Origin of the sequence: Lacticaseibacillus jixianensis (genome assembly GCF_003946485.1) — a bacterium.
Taxonomy (GTDB): Bacteria; Bacillota; Bacilli; order Lactobacillales; family Lactobacillaceae; genus Lacticaseibacillus; species Lacticaseibacillus jixianensis.
This window is the reverse complement of the sequence record NZ_RHOJ01000007.1, coordinates 58,806-75,270: the sequence shown is the minus strand read 5'-3', so window position 1 is coordinate 75,270 and position 16,465 is coordinate 58,806. Positions and strand designations below refer to the sequence as shown.

Annotated in this window: 18 protein-coding genes; 5 read left to right on the top strand and 13 right to left on the bottom strand. The window is 58.6% G+C overall.

Going from position 1 to position 16,465, the window contains the following annotated elements:
* Position 1 precedes the first annotated feature (1 nt).
* Positions 2-373 carry a large-conductance mechanosensitive channel protein MscL gene (mscL, locus tag EKM85_RS04865; protein WP_125585147.1) on the top strand — a complete coding sequence of 124 codons (372 nt, stop codon included), beginning with the start codon at positions 2-4 and terminating at the stop codon, positions 371-373.
* A gap of 74 nt (positions 374-447) precedes the next feature.
* On the opposite strand, the gene EKM85_RS04860 is transcribed toward mscL, so the two are convergent.
* The 4 genes from EKM85_RS04860 to purR all read right to left on the bottom strand — a co-directional run bounded on the left by EKM85_RS04860 (position 448) and on the right by purR (position 5,100).
* Positions 448-1,416 (bottom strand): ribose-phosphate diphosphokinase, encoded by a 969-nt coding sequence (locus EKM85_RS04860; RefSeq protein WP_125585146.1) that lies wholly within the window; start codon positions 1,414-1,416, stop codon positions 448-450.
* A gap of 177 nt (positions 1,417-1,593) precedes the next feature.
* Positions 1,594-3,003 (bottom strand): bifunctional UDP-N-acetylglucosamine diphosphorylase/glucosamine-1-phosphate N-acetyltransferase GlmU, encoded by a 1,410-nt coding sequence (gene glmU / locus EKM85_RS04855; RefSeq protein WP_125585145.1) that lies wholly within the window; start codon positions 3,001-3,003, stop codon positions 1,594-1,596.
* 106 nt (positions 3,004-3,109) lie between these two features.
* Positions 3,110-4,252, bottom strand: coding sequence for a VanZ family protein (locus EKM85_RS04850; protein WP_125585144.1), 1,143 nt, complete (start codon positions 4,250-4,252; stop codon positions 3,110-3,112).
* Positions 4,249-5,100 (bottom strand): pur operon repressor, encoded by an 852-nt coding sequence (gene purR / locus EKM85_RS04845; protein WP_125585143.1) that lies wholly within the window; start codon positions 5,098-5,100, stop codon positions 4,249-4,251. Before purR ends, EKM85_RS04850 begins: the two co-directional genes overlap by 4 nt.
* Positions 5,101-5,317: 217 nt before the next feature.
* On the opposite strand from purR, the gene EKM85_RS04840 reads away from it, so the two are divergent.
* The 3 genes from EKM85_RS04840 to EKM85_RS04830 are packed head-to-tail and all read left to right on the top strand — an operon-like array spanning position 5,318 to position 7,304.
* Positions 5,318-5,965 carry an ABC transporter ATP-binding protein gene (locus tag EKM85_RS04840; protein ID WP_125585142.1) on the top strand — a complete coding sequence of 216 codons (648 nt, stop codon included), beginning with the start codon at positions 5,318-5,320 and terminating at the stop codon, positions 5,963-5,965.
* Positions 5,958-6,716: an ABC transporter permease gene (locus tag EKM85_RS04835; protein ID WP_125585141.1), complete on the top strand. Its 759-nt coding sequence runs from the start codon at positions 5,958-5,960 to the stop codon at positions 6,714-6,716. Before EKM85_RS04840 ends, EKM85_RS04835 begins: the two co-directional genes overlap by 8 nt.
* A gap of 54 nt (positions 6,717-6,770) precedes the next feature.
* On the top strand, positions 6,771-7,304 hold the full coding sequence (locus EKM85_RS04830; protein WP_125585140.1) for a GNAT family N-acetyltransferase: 534 nt from the start codon (positions 6,771-6,773) through the stop codon (positions 7,302-7,304).
* 142 nt (positions 7,305-7,446) lie between these two features.
* Here EKM85_RS04830 and EKM85_RS04825 read toward each other — a convergent pair whose 3' ends face one another.
* The 8 genes from EKM85_RS04825 to EKM85_RS04790 form a co-directional block, all read right to left on the bottom strand.
* Entirely contained in the window at positions 7,447-8,121 is a 675-nt protein-coding gene (locus EKM85_RS04825; protein WP_125585139.1) for a Crp/Fnr family transcriptional regulator, read from the bottom strand.
* Between the two features lie 115 nt (positions 8,122-8,236).
* Positions 8,237-9,115, bottom strand: a complete 879-nt coding sequence (locus EKM85_RS04820; RefSeq protein WP_125585138.1) for a cation diffusion facilitator family transporter — start codon at positions 9,113-9,115, stop codon at positions 8,237-8,239.
* A 300-nt stretch (positions 9,116-9,415) separates the two neighbouring features.
* On the bottom strand, positions 9,416-10,264 hold the full coding sequence (gene ispE, locus EKM85_RS04815; protein ID WP_125585137.1) for a 4-(cytidine 5'-diphospho)-2-C-methyl-D-erythritol kinase: 849 nt from the start codon (positions 10,262-10,264) through the stop codon (positions 9,416-9,418).
* Between the two features lie 60 nt (positions 10,265-10,324).
* Positions 10,325-10,831, bottom strand: coding sequence for a GNAT family N-acetyltransferase (locus EKM85_RS04810; RefSeq protein ID WP_164510663.1), 507 nt, complete (start codon positions 10,829-10,831; stop codon positions 10,325-10,327).
* 91 nt (positions 10,832-10,922) lie between these two features.
* The gene (locus EKM85_RS04805) at positions 10,923-11,174 is read right to left on the bottom strand and encodes a Veg family protein (protein ID WP_125585135.1); all 252 of its coding nucleotides are present in this window, start codon (positions 11,172-11,174) and stop codon (positions 10,923-10,925) included.
* Positions 11,175-11,297: 123 nt separating this feature from the next.
* Complete coding sequence (rsmA, locus tag EKM85_RS04800) at positions 11,298-12,182, bottom strand: 16S rRNA (adenine(1518)-N(6)/adenine(1519)-N(6))-dimethyltransferase RsmA (RefSeq protein WP_125585134.1); 885 nt, start codon at positions 12,180-12,182, stop codon at positions 11,298-11,300.
* Positions 12,175-12,741, bottom strand: coding sequence for a ribonuclease M5 (gene rnmV, locus EKM85_RS04795; RefSeq protein ID WP_125585133.1), 567 nt, complete (start codon positions 12,739-12,741; stop codon positions 12,175-12,177). The genes rsmA and rnmV overlap by 8 nt, the downstream gene beginning before the upstream one ends.
* On the bottom strand, positions 12,738-13,517 hold the full coding sequence (locus EKM85_RS04790; RefSeq protein ID WP_125585132.1) for a TatD family hydrolase: 780 nt from the start codon (positions 13,515-13,517) through the stop codon (positions 12,738-12,740). The genes rnmV and EKM85_RS04790 overlap by 4 nt, the downstream gene beginning before the upstream one ends.
* Positions 13,518-13,650: 133 nt before the next feature.
* Here EKM85_RS04790 and EKM85_RS04785 point away from each other — a divergent pair, with 133 nt between their 5' ends.
* Positions 13,651-14,364: a beta/alpha barrel domain-containing protein gene (locus EKM85_RS04785; protein WP_125585131.1), complete on the top strand. Its 714-nt coding sequence runs from the start codon at positions 13,651-13,653 to the stop codon at positions 14,362-14,364.
* A gap of 86 nt (positions 14,365-14,450) precedes the next feature.
* Here the strand turns inward: EKM85_RS04785 and metG are convergent, their stop codons facing one another.
* Positions 14,451-16,430, bottom strand: a complete 1,980-nt coding sequence (gene metG, locus EKM85_RS04780) for a methionine--tRNA ligase (protein ID WP_125585130.1) — start codon at positions 16,428-16,430, stop codon at positions 14,451-14,453.
* Between the last annotated feature and the right edge of the window lie 35 nt (positions 16,431-16,465).

The window sequence follows — 16,465 nt, the reverse complement described above, 5'->3', positions numbered from 1 at the left end:
AGTGCTCAAAGAATTTAAGGCCTTTATCATGCGCGGTAACGTGCTCGATATGGCCGTTGGGGTCATCATTGGGGCGGCGTTCACCGCGGTCATCACGAGCCTCACCAAGAACTTGATCAATCCGCTCATCGGGTTGTTCCTGCGCAGCTCCAGCCTGACCAAGCTTAGCGCGACAGTGTTCGGTGCGCGCTTCGCCTATGGTCAGTTCATTAACGACGTGCTGAACTTCTTGATCGTCGCCTTCATCGTCTTCTTGCTGGTTCGCGCCGCCAACAAGCTGATGCCCAAGAAAGCGGCCGCGCCGACTGGTCCGACCCAAGAAGAACTGCTCACCGAGATCCGCGACTTGCTGGCCAAGCAGGCGCCAAAATAAGTGAAAAACTGCCCCACCTCAGCAGCGGCTGAAGTGGGGCAGTTTTTGGGATCCGGCAAAGTTGCCAGTCTTGGTTACTTGGTAAACCGATTCTCGAACAACGGAGAAACGGGCTTGTTTTCCTGGATCCGCGTGATGGCCCGCCCAATGAGCGGCCCAACTGACACGATGGTCAGCTTGTCGATCTTCTTGGCTTCTGGCAGGTTGATCGAGTCGGTGACGACCACCCGCTCGATGGCACTGTTTTGCAGCCGCTCGACGGCGGGGCCGGAGAAGACGGCGTGCGTTGCCGCGACCTGAACCTCGATCGCGCCAGCATCCTTCAACGCTTGGGCGGCCAGCGTGATCGTGCCGGCCGTGTCGATCATATCGTCAATGATGATGCACCGCTTGCCCTTAACGTGACCAACGATGTTCATGACCTCGGCAACATTAGGCCGCGGCCGCCGCTTGTCAATGATGGCAATTGGGGCCTTCAAAAACTCGGCCAGCTTGCGCGCCCGCGTCACGCCGCCGTGATCAGGTGAGACCACGACCGTGTCGGCGTTGGTGTAACCGCTGCGGATGAAGTAATCGGCCAGCAGCGGCGCCCCCATCAGGTGATCCACCGGAATGTCGAAGAAGCCTTGGATCTGTGCTGCGTGCAGGTCTAGTGCCAGCACTCGGGTCGCACCGGCCCGTTCAAGCATGTTGGCCACCAGCTTCGCCGTGATTGGCTCGCGTGAACGGGCCTTGCGATCCTGCCGCGCATAACCGTAGTAGGGGATCACAACGCTGATGGTATGCGCAGACGCGCGGCGCAAGGCGTCGATCATGATGAGCAGCTCCATCAGGTTATCGTTGACCGGCGCAGACGTGGACTGGATCAGGTAGATATCATCGCCACGGATACTTTCCTCGATGTTGATCTGAATTTCCCCGTCAGAGAACCGGGTCACTGATGACTTCCCTAACTCGACCCCCACTTCAGCGGCGATTTTCTCCGCGAGGGGCTTGTTTGAGTTCAGGGCAAAAATCTTCAACTTTGGATCAGAGTAGGACATGTTTTCCTCCATCAGATTGAATTGACTACCAGACGTTCGATCAAATTGCACAGTTTACAAGCCGATTATACCAGAACATCCAACCAAGCGGCGGGTCTGACGAACAGTGTCATCAGATTTTAACCGAACAAAACCAGCCGGCTTTCAAAATTTGCCTGCTGGTTTTCAAACAGATTTTCATGACTGATGCGCATCGTCCGCGTTCCATTCGGCGTCTTTCGCCAGCGCGGAGCGGTCCCAGAAATCGGGCTTGTTGGTCTGCCGCGCGCGGGCAATGCCCATTGCGTGGTACGGAACATCGTCGGTGATGGTCGAGCCGGCCGCGATGAAGCTGTGGTCAGCGATCTTGACCGGGGCAATGATGTTCGAATTAGAGCCGATGAAGGCGTGGCTGCCGACCTCGGTGTGCCACTTCTTCACGCCGTCGTAATTGACGAAGACCACGCCGCAGCCCACGTTGATGTCCGCGCCCAGTGTCGCGTCCCCCACGTAAGTCAGGTGGCCAACCTTGGTGCGGGGCCCAATCGTCGCCTTCTTGACCTCGACGAAGTTGCCCAAGTGGACCTCCTCGCCAATGTCAGACTGCGGCCGCAGGTGCGAGTTCGGACCGATGTTCGACCCCTTGCGCATGATCGAGTCCTCAATGGTCGAGCTCGTCACCGTGACCCCGTCCTCCAGGGTCGCGTCGATCAGCTCGGAGTGAGTCCCAATCTTGCAGTCCGCGCCAATCGTCGTGCGGCCCTTGAGCGAAACACCCGGCTCAATGACGGTGTCGGCGCCAATGGTCACGTCGGCATCGATGTACGTCGTCGCCGGATCGATCAGGGTGACGCCATTTTGCATGTGCTGACGATTGATGCGGGCCTGCATGACTTTAGTTGCCGCAGCCAGCGCCACGCGGTCGTTGACCCCCATGGACTCAGAGAAGTCCGGCATGCGATACGCGGCAATGACGTCGCCCTTGGCCTTCATGATCTGAATGACGTCAGGCAGGTAGTACTCCCCTTGCGCGTTGTTATTTTTGACCTGGTGCAGCGCCGCGAAGAGCTCTTGGTTGTCAAAGACATAGACGCCAGTGTTGATCTCGGCCACGCGCGCCTCTTCAGGAGTCGCGTCCTTTTGCTCCACGATCTTCTGCACGGTGCCGATATCGCTGCGGATGATCCTGCCGTAACCGAACGGATCAGGCGCCTGGGCGGTGAGGATCGTCGCCGTTGCGCCCTTGTCCTTGTGGTATTCGAAAAGCTTTTTAAACGTTTCTGCCGTGAACAGCGGCGTATCGCCTGAAACGATCAGGGTCATCCCCGCCTCACCGCCAATCAGCGGCTCTGCTTGAAGCACGGCGTGACCGGTGCCAAGCTGCTGCTCCTGGACAACGTACTGGGTCCTTTGACCGAGCGTCTCCTCGACCGCCTCGGCGCCGTGGCCAACGATGGTGACGACCCGGTCCGGGTGCGTTTTTTCCACTTCGGTCAGCACGTGGTCGACCATCGGCTTGCCGCAAACCTCGTGGAGCACCTTGTAAAGCTTGGACTTCATCCGGGTGCCCTTGCCAGCAGCCAAAATAAGCGTGAATTTCTTCGTCATGCTATGACTCCTATTCCATTTCAAATTATCCTAAGCATAGCCCAGCGGCGGGTTCGGCGCAAATCAGAAAATCGGAATAGACCGCTTCACAGCAGCGTTTGGGCGCTTACTGCTTGGCGTGAATAGTGCTGACCTGCTTGGTCTTGGCCCAGACATCGTAGAAGTAATGGTTGTCTAAGGTGACCACTTCCCAGAGCAAGTTGGCCACCAGAAATAGCACCCCCACCCCCAGGATGGCAAACAGCGCCCAGTTCAACTCGGTGCGGTGGAACTGAGAGAAAAGCGCCACGAACACCTGATTAAAGCCAATCAGGACATACTTGGCAAAGCCGTAAAGTAAAAATTCCCGGTAAGCTAAGCGCCAGAATTCCACCGGCTGGCCATCTTCCCGCACGATCCGGATGCCCACCAAACGTTTGCCTAACGTGGCGCCGCGGTTCAGCGCAGGGGCAATAATAAAGACCAGCAGCGGCGCAACGAAGGCACTGATCAGCGTATCAACTTCCGCCCCAGTGACCCCAAACAGCCGGGCAAGCAGCGTCAACACCAGACTGATCAAGCCGACGCCAACGAGGTTATCGATCAAAAAGGCTGCAAACCGGCGCAGCCAGGTGACCCGTGTCCCCCTGGCGTAGCTTTTGGCGTCCATCGCCTCGCGGGTCGGAAAGGCCCGCATCAGCGCTGGTGCAATCAGACCGCCTAGGAGCCCACCAGTCGTATTGATGATCAGGTCGTCGACGTCAAACAGCCGGTAGGGCCGCGGGTAGATGCCGTAAAGCCCCGATAACTGCGTCAGCTCAAAAACCAGGCTGAGGGCCAAAGACAGCACCAGGATCTGTTTGAGACTGCGCTTAAAGTAATAGCGCAGGTAGACCCCAAACGGCAGCGTCAGGACCAGATTAAACGCCGGCTGAATGAAGCCGGGCTGCTTCAACGCGGCAAGCCAAGTCCCCGGCTCACCAGGAACAAACACTGTGGTCTTCAGAAACGTTCGCAGCGCCATGAAAGGCGTGAGATTGTAATGCGGGGTCGTCAATTTCGCCACGCTGGCCACACTCGGCAACGGCAGCATGATCATGAAGTATGCCGCAAGGAGGTAGAACACAAAGCTGTACAGCACTACTGCCCGCCAGAACAGGAAACTGCCATACTTGCGATACTGTCCCACCATGAACGGCAACGACACGAAAAATGCGATGAAGGGAAAGGCCATCACCGCACTTTTGATTGGAATCAGGTAGGCACTCATTTGCTCAGTGCGTGTAGGCGGTCTTGATTTTGAACGAGGTAATTCCCTGCAATGGCGTGCAGCGTGTTGGCCTTGGTGTCCACCTCATCGACGCGGATCAAGCTGGTGTAGTCAGTCACCATGCGGTCACCGGAAAAGTTGCCTTCCGCAAACACGGAGATGCCGATCAGCTCGGCGTCGAACTCCTTGATCAAGCTCCGCATCCCGTTGACTGTGCCGCCGCCCTTCATGAAGTCATCGACGATCAAAACGCGGGAGCCGGCTGGGAGACTGCGCTTGGACAACTCCATTTTCTCAATGCGGGCAGAGCTGGCAGACACGTAATTGACGGACACCGTCGAGCCTTCCGTGATCTTGCTGTCGCGGCGCACGATCACGAACGGGACGTCCAGGTACTGACTCACGCTTTGGGCGATCGGGATACCCTTAGTGGCGACGGTCATCACAGCATCAACTTTTGCATCCAAGTACTGCGTGGCGATCAGCCGGCCGATCTGCCGCAGAACGTCTGGCGTTCCAAGCAAGTCGGACAGGTAGACGTACCCGCCCGGCAGCAGCCGGTCGGTTTCGGAAAGGCGATGCGCCATTTCCGTGAGAAACGCCTCGGCCTCGGCCTCGCCGATGGTTGGGATGAAGCGGACGCCGCCCGCTGCGCCAGGAACAGTTTCCAAGATCCCAGTTTGGCGAGTCGCAAACACCCGCCGCACGATCGCCAAGTCCTCAGAAATGGAGGACTTGGCGGAATCATACCGCTTCGAGAAATAAGTCAGCGGCACCAATGTGTGAGGCCGCTCCAATAGGTACCGGGTCATGTCGATCAACCGGTCGCTACGCCGAACTTTTGTCATAGGTTATCTCCTTAAACTCCGAATATTTGGATTATTGCACCGAATTTGGTACCAATCTCCAATATTATATGGGATTTCAGGTCATATTCCTAGACTTTTTGTAAAAATATGCCGAACGTTCGCCAAATTTCCGAAATAACCAATCTCGAATAGAATTTAGTGACACTGCCACCTTAATTAGATTAGAATGGTTATCAGATAGAAAGGACGTGAGTGAATGCTTTTTCAACTTGACCACGTCGGCTTCAAAACGCCGGAACGTGCGATCCTCACTGATATCAGTTTCACCGTCGAGGAAGGCGAATACGTGACCTTCTCCGGGCCCTCAGGCTCAGGCAAAAGCACGCTGCTCCGCCTGATTGCGACACTGCTGACGCCGACCAGCGGGACGATCACCTATCGCGACCAGCCGCAGGGGAGCTACGCCAAGGTCGCCTATCGCCGTCAGGTCTCGTACTGCTTTCAACAACCGAGCTTGTTCGGCGACACCGTTCGCGATAACCTCGCCTTTCCCTTCAGCCTGCGCGATCGCCCCTTCGATCCAACGCAGGCCATGCAGGCGCTGGCGGAAGTCGACCTTCCAGAGAGCATGCTGGACAAGCCGATCACCGAACTGTCCGGCGGCGAAAAGCAGCGCGTGGCGCTGATCCGGAACCTCCTTTTTACGCCTGACGTCCTTTTGCTGGATGAAGTCACCACCGGGCTGGATAGCGCGACAAAGGAAATTGTCCACCGGCTGATCGAATCAAAGAATCAGCACGATGGGCTCACCGTACTGGCAGTCACCCATGATGAAGGGGAAATTGCCGTCGCCCACCGGCTGATCACCATCACCGGCGGCAGAATGGAGGCAGAACATGAATAATCTAATCGTCAGTCCCACCGCCCTCGCCTTTGCCGTCGTGCTGGTCATCATCGCCTTACTGGTCAACTTCAAAGAGCACATCGGCATGGAGAAGGACCTGATCACCGGCGTCCTGCGGGCCGTGATTCAGCTGACCGTCGTTGGGTACGTCCTGACTTACATCATCAAGGTCGACCGCGCCCCCCTGACCCTGCTGATGGTCGCCGTTATCATCCTCAACGCCGCCTGGAACGCCCGGGGGCGGGCCAACGGGATTCCCCACGCCTACGCGATCTCGCTGCTCGCCATCAGCGCCGCCACCGTCACCACCATCGCCCTGCTGGTCTTGGCCCACGCAGTCAAGTTCACGCCCAGCCAGATCGTCCCGATCTCTGGCATGATCGCCTCCAACGCGATGGTCGCCATCGGCCTGTGTTACCGCAACTTAAACGCGACCTTTCACGACCAGCGCCAGGCTGTCTTGGAGCGGCTTGCACTGGGGGCCGACGCCAAGCAGGCCACCGCAGAGATCGTGCGCGCCGCAATTAAAACCGGGATGGCGCCGACCATCGATTCGGCCAAAACAGTGGGCCTGGTCAGCCTGCCTGGGATGATGTCCGGGCTGATTTTTGCCGGCATCGATCCGACCAAGGCCATCATGTACCAGATCATGGTCACCTTTATGCTGCTGGCCGCCACCAGTCTTGCCAGCGTGATCGCCTGCTACCGCGCCTACCCGCAGTTCTTCAACGCCGACCTGCAGCTGCGCTGACCTACGACTTAACGAAAAGACGCGCCGCAGCGCTAGGCGCCAATGGAGGACATCATGACAATCACGATCACGCGCATCACCCAGGTCAACGAAGCGGCGCTGAGGCTCCCAAACCAGCCGTTCACCCGCTTCGGCCACCTGATCGTCTCGTACGACAATACCGGCTGGCACCACCGCGAGCAGCTGGACCCCGCCTCTTCGCAGCAAACCTTTCCCGAAGAAGACTATCAGCTGGCCGCCATCGACGCCGCTGGCTTTGCCTTAGGTGCCTTCGCCGGCCAGCAGTGCATCGGCCTGGCGACCTTCGAGGATGATTTCCATTACAATCACTATCTGTACCTCGCCGACCTGAAAGTCAATTCCCAGTACCGGCGGCACGGGGTCGCCAAGCAATTACTGGAAGTCGCCGGGCCGATCGCCGAACAGCGGGGGCTGCGCGGGCTTTGCACGATCGCTCAAGGCTCGAACCTCGGGGCTAACCGGTTCTACCTCGCCAGCGGGTTTCACATTGGCGGGCTGAATACCAACGATTACCGCTTCACCTCGCAGCAAGGCGACACCGACATTTACTATTACCGCGAATTCTAGGTGAGTAAGCGATAACTCCCTAGTCGCGTTTCATAAAGCAACGCCACGTAAATAAGCGCCTCTACAGTGCGATCCTAAAACCGAATCGCACTGTAGAGGCGCTTGCGCTTTGGGCGAAAACCGCTTTATGTAGCGACCTTTGCTACGCTTCAAGCGTCAGCCCGTCTGCATCGATCACCTCGATGTGCTGACGGCCGCTTTGCTTGATCAAGCCGGCTGCCGCGAAGTGTGCCAGCTTACGACTGATTGTTTCCGGGGTCGTGCCAAGGTACTGGGCCAAGTCCTTTTTCTTCAAAGGCAGCTCAAAGCTCGTTTGGCCGAGCGCCGCCGACGTCTCGACGAGGTAATTAGCCAGCCGCTCACCCACGCTGGCCACCGCCTGCGCGGTGGTCTGCGCCTCCAGGGCCACGACCCGCTGGCCAAGCGCGTTGAGCACGTTTAGGGCCAGCGCAGGGGTGCTTTTGAGAAGCGCCTGAAAATCCTGCTGACTGATCGTGCAGACGCTCAGCGGGGTCAAAGCCGTGCTGGTCGTGGTGTGCTCACCCTTGGTAAACAGCACCCCTTCCCCGTCGAAATCCCCGGGCCCCAGCACCCGCAACAGCTGCTCGCGGCCGGCTGCCGTGCTTTGCGTGATCTTTGCCTGACCGTGGGCCAGGATGTAAAGACGATCGGCGGCGGTGCCCTCAGTGAACAGGAACTCGCCCGCCTTTAGCTGATGGTCTCGGACCAACTGCGCGATCGCGGCAATATCGGCCTCGCCCAGCGTTTGAAAAATGGGGACCAGCCGCACACAATCCTCTGCTTCGTGTTGATGCATGATGATTCCTCCCTGCGAGCCATCGCAACTAGCTTGCTCACCTATCAGCTTACGCGCCGCGCACAGTTATTAACTTGATTTAGATCAAGCCGGCCAATTGATTTTGGTGCCTCAACTAATACGGATTGTCGCTGGATTGCAGCGGCAGGTAGTCGCCGTATTCAACTTGGATCGTGACGTGAGCCACGCCAAAGCGGCGGCGCAGTTCGCAGCCGAGTTGCTCGAGAAACTGATCGTTGTTCACGTCGGTCTTGCGGGTAATGTGCACCGTCAAGGCCACGTCTGTCGTGCTCAGCGCCCAGATGTGCAGGTCGTGGCAGCCGGCCACCGTGGGGTAGGCATTGATCAAGGCGTGCACCTTCTGGGTGTCGATGGCCTTGGGAACCGCCGCCATCGCCAGGTTGACCGCATCCTTCAGCAAGCCCCAGGTCCCGCCAAGAACGGCCAGCGCAACCAAGATGGACACCACCGGATCCAGCCATTCCCAGCCGGTGAGCAGGTATATGCCGCCGGCGATCACAACGCCCAAGGAGACCCCGGCGTCCGCGGCCATGTGCAGAAAGGCCCCGCGGATATTGAGATCATGCTGCTGACCGGCGTGAAACATCATCGCCGTGGCACCATTGACGATAATGCCCAGGCCCGCCACCAGCATCACGATGCCGCCTTTGGTTGGCTCAGGCGTCGCCAGCCGCTGCACGGCCTCGACGATGATCGCGCCCATCGCGATCAGCAGAAAAACCGCGTTGATCAGGGCCGCAAGGATCGAGGACCCCTTGTAGCCGTATGTTCGCTGCGCCGTCGGTTTGAGCCTAGTCAGCCAGCTGGCGAACCAGGCGATCCCCAGCCCCAAGACATCACTTAAGTTGTGCAAGGCATCGGCGACCAGCGCGATGGAGCCCACCATCACGCCAAACGCGACTTCGGCGACGATGTAAAGCGAGTTGAGGAGAATCCCCCAGCGAAATGCATGATTCGGTTTCGGTTGTGTCATCCTAATTCCTCCCGTACGGCGGCCTAACGGATCCGCCCGTCCGCCCACATTGTCGCCTTCCCCCTCTTTAAAGTCAATTGAACCCGCGTCGCACCGGCGTTTATCGGGGGTGATTACGCATTACCACCGGCCGGTGCGTCCCCGCTGGCAAGGCTTGTTGAGACGTGATCCGCCGCGAATCGGCCTCGGCCGATGATCAGCTGGGCGCGCACAACGCGGCCAAGGACATTCGCAGCGGCTAGCTGTCCCCCTAGTGCGCAACCGCTCTGCACCCGATAAAAAAGGCGGCCCCTGACCGTCTTACTGGAGCGGCCGCACCAGGTAGACCTCCCGGCAAAAGCCCTTCATACTGTTATAGATCCGGTGGGCACGACTGCGCTTGCGGCACAATCCAAAAACGGTGGGACCGCTCCCCGACATTTGCGCCACTGCCGCGCCGTAACGGACAAAGCGCTGCTGCAGAGCCAGGATCTCAGGGTGGCGGGCGGCCGTGACGGATTCCAGTGAGTTGGCCATCCCCGCCGCCATGAGGTCAAAATCCCCGGCTTTGATCCCCTGAACGACTTTGGCCGTATCTGGCCGGGGCATGTCCTGATGGTAATCGATCGCACGCAGGATGCTGGAGGTCGAAACCGAAATGCTGGGTTTTGCCAGCACCACCCAGCAGTCCGGCCTGCGGCGCAGCGGCGTGACGATCTCCCCGCGGCCCTGGACCAGTGCCGTTTGCGAATACACACAATAAGGCACATCCGAATCAACCGCTAGCCCGACCTTCGCTAATCGTTCAAGCGGCCAGTTCAGCCCCCAGAGCTCATTTAACCCGCGCAGCACGGCAGCGGCATCAGACGAACCACCGCCTAACCCCGCAGCAACGGGAATGTGCTTTTCCAAATGGATCGTGGCCCCCTGGGTCACGCCAGCCGCCTGCTGCAGTTCATAAGCCGCTTGGTACGCCAAATTACGCGGATCCTCAGGGAGAAAGCCGCTATCCGTCGCAACCGTGATTGTGCGGCTCGGTTTAATTCGTACGTAGTCAGCAAGATCAACCGACGTCATTACCATTTCCCATTCGTGGGCCCCGTCACGATGCTGGAAAAGCGCGTCCAAGCTGAGATTGATCTTGGCTGGGGCCTTCTGGATCAGTTCCATGATCAACCCACCAGTCTGTCCTTGTTTAGGTTAAATTATACCGGTTTCTCGCGTGAATTCCTACGCCTCGGCAGCTAAGTCGCGGTCTAAAATCGTGACTGGCTGCCGGACCGCGGCGTTGAACCCGGCCTGACTTTCACCGACTGGCGCAAACCCGAGCCGTTCCCAAAACAGCAGGGCGGGGGTGTTGTTATCAGCAACGGCGACACGGATGCGGCGAAAACCCTGCCGCCGAAACTGGGCCGCTAGCCCAGTAATCGTCCGCCGGCCCAGCCCACGGCGCTGGTGATCGGCCCGGATCATCAACAGGCCGATGTACACCACGTCTGGGTCAGGATAACCCTCCAGGCGGTCCAGTACCCCTACAACTGCCGAATCAACGAGGAGGAGCCCAAAATGTTTCTGCACGGCACTGGTATCTCCAGGATGCGCCGCCTGGTCTTCTTTGACCGTCTGCAGTGTCGGCGCCGGCTGGTTCGTCAAGGCAAAGTAGTCCGGGTTGCTTTGATAGATGCTCAGCACTGCCTGCTGATCGGCTGAGTCCTTGACCGCATGAAATTTTAGCATGAATACTCTCCTTAGAAGGCCGCTGGCCGAGGGCAAGCCCGCTGCCGCTCCTTGATACAAAAAAAGCCGCGAACTGCGGCTGATCTGCTTATTATGAAGCTTGCTCTTCGTCATCAAACGTAATTTGGATCGATTTGGTGAGGAGGTCAGCATAGCTGTAGGAAACCCGCTCAAAAGAGTTCTCTTTCTGATCGAGTGCGACCACGAAAACTGCCGGGTACGTTTCCTTCAGCGTTCCTTTACGACGGATCACCTTTTTGCGACCAGCCTGTGCGACAACAGTTAAATTCTCCCCGATTTTGGCGTCGAGTTGCTGCTTGATGCTTGCTAACGTAATTGGCATGCACTTCACCCCTTAGTGGACATCTTAGCACAATTGCAAGAAATTTGCAATTATACCATTACACTAAGCGCCAGACAAGCGTTAATCCGGGTAATTCGCATAAACCGATGATCCGGCTCGTCCTTACAGTCCGTTGGCCTTCAACGCTTCCGCCAAGTCCGCGAACTGAGGGATGCTCAGCGTCTCCGCCCGCGCGCTGGGAGCCACCGCCACACTCGCCAAAGCCGCGGTCAGCTTGGCCTTAGTCGCATCATCCTTGCCAAACAGGTTCGTCAAGTTATTCCACAGGGTCTTGCGGCGGGCCGCAAAACTTCCCCGCACCAACCGATCAAAGGCCGCTTGGTCGCTAACTTCAACCAGTGGCACCGCTCGCCGGGTCAGATTCACGATGGCCGAGTCGACGTTCGGGGCCGGGACGAAGGCGGTCCGGCTGACCGTAAAGGCAGTTTCGACGACCATGCGCTGCTGCACACCAATGGAAAGGCTGCCGTAGTCCTTGCTTTGCGGCTGTGCCGTGAGCCGGTCGGCGACTTCCTTCTGCATCATGACCGTAATGCCAGCAAACGCCACCGGCGTCTGGATCAAATGCAGCAAAATGGGCGTCGTGATGTAGTACGGCAGGTTGGCAACGACCTTCAGCCGGTGGGCGCCGTCAAAGTGCTCGGCAATCATTGACGGCAAATCTACCTTCAGAATGTCGCCTTCCACGACCGCGACGTTCGGGTACGGCGCCATGGTTTCCGCCAGGACTGGGAGGAGCCGCGGGTCGATCTCAAGTGCCAGCACCCGGTGCGCACTTTCAGCCAAAAACTCGGTCAAGGCGCCGATCCCTGGCCCAATCTCGATCACGTCGTCTTCTTCGCTGACCGCGCCCGCCTGCACGATGCGCTCCAGCACCCGCGGATTGGTCAGGAAATTTTGCCCCAGGCGTTTTTTAAACCGAAAGCCGTGTCGTTGCAAGATCTCCTTGGTGCGACTAGGCGTTGCGATATGCTGATCTTCAGGCATGTGGCTCCTCCTCATTGAGTTGCTTCAGCGCGGCGGCGAAAGTGGCTTCACTGATTTGAAACAGGGCCAAGCGTTTCTGCAGCTGTTTCCCGTTCGTGTAGCCGATGTGCAGCAGGTCCCCAAGCCGCTCGCGGCGCGCACGGGCATTGGCCCCACCCAGCAGGCCGGAGGCAGCCAAAATGGCCCGCGGGATCTGCGGCGTCGCTTGGGGGTTTTCAGTGACCAAGTGCGCGAGCGCCGCCCTCAGTGCGGCCGGGCTGGCGTGCTCCACGCCCAAAGACCCCTTGTGATCTGGCACCGCCTCCTTGACCGGCAGGAAGGCGTGCGTCACCCCAGGCACCGCGGCACTGATGGTCTTACGGATCTTTTCGCCAGGGAAGTCCGGGTCGGTCAGGACGATGACGCCACGGGTCGCCTGCGCCTTTTTGATCAGCGCAAGCGTCTCCTTGTCAATGGCGCTGCCGCGCGTTTCGATCGTGTCGATCGGGCCAAAAGCCTCGGTCAGCCGTTTCGTGTCGTCGCGGCCCTCGACCACGATGATTTGTTTAAAAGCCGTCATGCGTTCTCCTTTAGCCCAAAGATGCGGTGCGCGTTGGCCCACGTCAGCGCGGCGATATGCTCCGGGGTGTCGCCGCGGTACTTGGCCTCCGCCTCAACCACGTACCGCGTGTTGCCGGGCTGATTCTGCTGGCCACGATACGGAGTCGGCGTCAGAAACGGCGCATCCGTCTCCGCCAGCAGCCGGTCATCCGGGATCACCTTGACGCTTTCGTGCTCCAGCGGTGCATTTTTAAAGCTGACAATGCCAGAATAGGAGATGTACATGCCCAGCGCCAAAAACCGCTTGGCCCACTCGGCGTCGCCAGTGAAACTGTGCATGATCCCCCCAAAGTCCTCCAGATGGGCCGCCTTCAGGATGGCGTAACTATCCTCAAAGGCGTCGCGCGAGTGGATCGACACGGGCAGGTGCAGCTCCCTGGCGATCGCCAGCTGCCGGCGAAACACGCGGCGCTGGATCTCACGCGGGCTATTATCCCAATGATAATCCAAGCCGATCTCGCCCAGCGCCACCGTTTTGGGGGCCGCCAGCTGCGCTTCCAGCTCCGCCTCGGCCGCTTGGTCGTAATCCTTGCTGTCGTCCGGGTGCCAGCCAACAATGGCGTACAGGTTAGCAAACTGGTCAGCCAGCCGCATTGCCCCGGCGTTCAGGCCGGCATTGGAGCCCACGATGGCCATTTTGGCGACGCCTAGCTTAGCCGCCGCCGTCACGTAAGCCGCTTCTTTGCCCGCGTAAGGCGTGTCGTTTAGATGGGTATGAGTATCAAATATTTGCATAATGTCTCCTTTGATGTCGCAATTCATTATACGCAGGCCGCCCGCTTTCCACAAACCGCGGCAAACTTTTCTGCGTCAGCAAGCGTGGGCTAGCGTACACTAAGGCTAAATCACCTTGACGGGAGGAATCATCATGTCAGTCAAACTCACTGCTGGCCAGTTTGCCCACCTCAATACCCTTTCGACGCCGGATCATATTATTGCCGCACCGGTGGCCCGCGCGGCCGTCCCTGGCCAGCTGGTCGCCTATGATGACCCCGCGGCCAACCCAGACGCGCCCCTGCGTTCTGACCTAAGCGCACTGCGCATCGCGGAGGCGGGCGGCGCCGGCGTGTTTCTTCACCTGACCTACGCTGCCAGCGATGCTGCTGGCCAAAACGACCGCAAAAAGGCGTTGGTGGAACGAGTCGGTGCCGAGGCCAAAGCCAACCACCTCCCCTTGTTTCTGGGACTGGCCCTGCCGGCAAGCGCCAAAGACGCTCGGCCTGAAAACATCCTGGCGATGACGCGCGAGTTCAGCGATCCGCGCTATGGCGCCGCCGCACTAGTGCTGCCTGCACCGGTTTTGCTCAGCGCCGTGGCGGGCTTTGCTTCCAGCACCCCGACTTACAGCGAAGGCGCCGCCCTGACCTTCTTCAAGGCCCAAAGCGACGCCACCGACCTGCCCTACGCTTTCGCCGGCTTTGGCTGCCCCGCCGCGGCGCTGGAGGCAGAGCTGAACTTCGCCGCTCGCAGCGGGGCCCAATTCAACGGCCTGGTGGCTGAGCAAGCAGTGCTTGACGTGCTGAAGCGGCCACTGGCGGCGCTGGCTCAGCCGTGGTCGCCAAAAATTGAGGTCGAAGACTAAGCGGCCTTCGCCGCACTTAAAAAAAGCGGATGACCGCTTGCGATGATCTCGCAAGTGGCATCCGCTTTTTTGCGTGGCGCTAGAAGTCAGCTGATCAGACTGCCATTGGCAATACTGGAAGCGACCTGCAGCAAGGTGACGTGGCCTTCATTATCCTCGGCGGACAGCAACATGCCCTCGCTCATTTCACCCTTCAGCTTACGCGGCTTTAGATTGACAACGGCTAGCACTTTTTTGCCCACGAGCTGCTTGAAGTGTGGGTAGAATTCGGCGATCCCGGACAGGATCTGGCGGGTGCCCTCGTCCCCGGCGTCCAGCGTGAACTTCAGGAGCTTATCGGCGCCTTTGACTTTCTCGACGGCTAAGATCTCGGCGACCCGGATCTCCGCCTTATCAAACTGCTTCCACTCGATCTCGTCCTTGCGCGTCTCAGGCGCGACCACGTTGGCCTTCTTCGGCGGCTGCATCTGCGATTTGATGTAGGCGACTTCCGCTTCGGCGTCCAGCCGCGGGAAGATCGGGGTCCCCTGCTCGGCGATCCGCCGACCGGCTGGCAGATGACCCCAGGCCAGTACTTCTTGATCTTCGATTGCCGGATCCATACCTAGCTGCTCGAACATCTGCTTGGGCGCGTGGGTCATCACCGGCTGGATCAGCAGCGCGATAATGCGCAGGCTTTCCGCCAAGTGCCCCATCACGGAAGCCAACTGCTTGTGCTTGGCCGGATCCTTGGCCAGATTCCACGGCGCAGTTTCGTCGATGTACTTGTTCGCGCGGCCAACCAGCTTCCACGCCGCGTCTAAGGCGTCGGAGAACTGAAGATTGTCCATTAAATCGCCGTACTTCGCGATTGCCTCTTTCGCGACGGTCTCCAGCTCCGCGTCAACCGGCGTCGGCTCGGTCTGCTTAAGATCTGGTAAGATCCCGTCTTCGTACTTATTGATCATGGCGACGGTCCGGTTGAGCAGGTTGCCCAAATCGTTGGCCAAGTCAAAGTTGATCCGGTCGATGAAGTCCTCGGGGGTGAAGATCCCGTCATTGCCAAACGGAATGGCCCGCATCAGGTAGTAGCGCAGCGCATCCAGCCCGTAACGCTTGACGATCATCTCCGGGTAAATGGCATTCCCCTTCGACTTGCTCATCTTGCCGTCCTTCATGACCAACCAGCCATGGCCGTAAATCTTCTTCGGCAGGGGCAGATCAAGGGCGAACAGGATGATCGGCCAGTAGATCGTGTGGAAGCGCACGATTTCCTTGCCGATCAGCTGGACGTTGGCCGGCCAGTACTTGTCAAACAGCGTCTGATCATCCGAACCGTAACCCAGCGCGGTGATATAGTTCAGCAACGCATCGACCCACACGTAAACCACGTGCTTGGGGTCGCTAGGGATCGGCACCCCCCAGTTGAAGCTGGTGCGGCTCATCGCAAGGTCTTCCAGGCCAGGTTTGATGAAGTTATTGATCATTTCGGTCTTGCGGCTGGCAGGCTGGATGAAGTCAGGGTGCTCATCGTAAAACTTCAAGAGGCGGTCGGCGTACTTGCTCATCTTGAAGAAGTAACTTGGCTCGTGGACCAACTTGACCTCATGTCCAGACGGGGCTTTGCCGCCGATCACCTTGCCGGCCTGATCGCGGTACACTTCGGCCAGCTGTGATTCGGTAAAGTACTCCTCGTCTTCCACCGAGTACCAGCCGGTGTATTCACCCAGGTAGACGTCCCCTTGCTTGATCAACCGTTCCACGATCTTTTGAACGGCGGCGACGTGCTCCTTGTCGGTCGTCCGAATGAACTTATCGTTGGTGATCTCAAGCATCTTCCACAGTTGCTTGATCTGCGCAGCCATGCCATCAACGTAGGCCTGCGGGGTGATGTGCAGGGCATCGGCCTTCTGCTCGATCTTCAGCCCGTGTTCGTCAGTGCCGGTCAGGAAAAAGACGTCGTAGCCGGTCAGTCGCTTGTAACGCGCCAAGACGTCGGCCGCGATCGTGGTATAAGCGTTCCCGATGTGCAGCTTGCCAGATGGGTAGTAGATCGGCGTCGTGACGTAAAATGTTGGTTTTGCCATTGAAAAGAGCCTCCCGAAAGTCGCCCAGCGAAATG